The 496-nt window shown below is 71.8% G+C and carries 1 protein-coding gene; it reads right to left on the reverse strand.

Going from position 1 to position 496, the window contains the following annotated elements; all coding sequences use genetic code 11:
• A partial coding sequence (locus NX780_RS25105) for a phage baseplate assembly protein V (protein ID WP_258830616.1) occupies positions 1 to 496 on the reverse strand: 496 nt, incomplete at both ends.

The raw sequence follows: 496 nt of genomic DNA on the forward strand, positions 1-496 counted from the left end.
TTCCTTGCTGCGCACCCCCCATTGGGCGGCCGCGTTGCGGTGCCCGGCGCTGTCGCTGGATGCGCCATGCCATACCGGCGCGTTGCCGCCGGCGAGGTTGCCCTGGCTGGACACCGCGTGGTCATTGGCCGCGTCAAAAACGCCGCCGCCCTTGTCCTGGGCATTCTCCCCGCCCGGCGTCGGAGCGACGCCGCCTTCTCCCAGGCCGTTGTAGAGGGCGCCGACGATGAGCGGCCGGTCGATATCGTTCTCGATGAACTGGACGATCACCTCCTGCCCGATGCGCGGCAGGAACTGGCTGCCGATGCCGCCGCCCGCCAGGCGCTGGGCCACCCGCACCCAGCAGGTGGCGTCGCCGCTGTCCTGCCAGTGGAAGCGGATGCGCACCCGGCCCAGCTGGTCGCAGTGGATCTCGTCCGCGCCAGATAGTGTGTCGGCGCCGTCGGGGCCGACCACGATGGCGCTTTGCGCCCCCATCGCGGTGGGCCGCGGGTGG

Origin of the sequence: Massilia agri, from assembly GCF_024753255.1 — a bacterium.
In the GTDB taxonomy this organism is placed as follows: Bacteria; Pseudomonadota; Gammaproteobacteria; order Burkholderiales; family Burkholderiaceae_D; genus Telluria; species Telluria agri.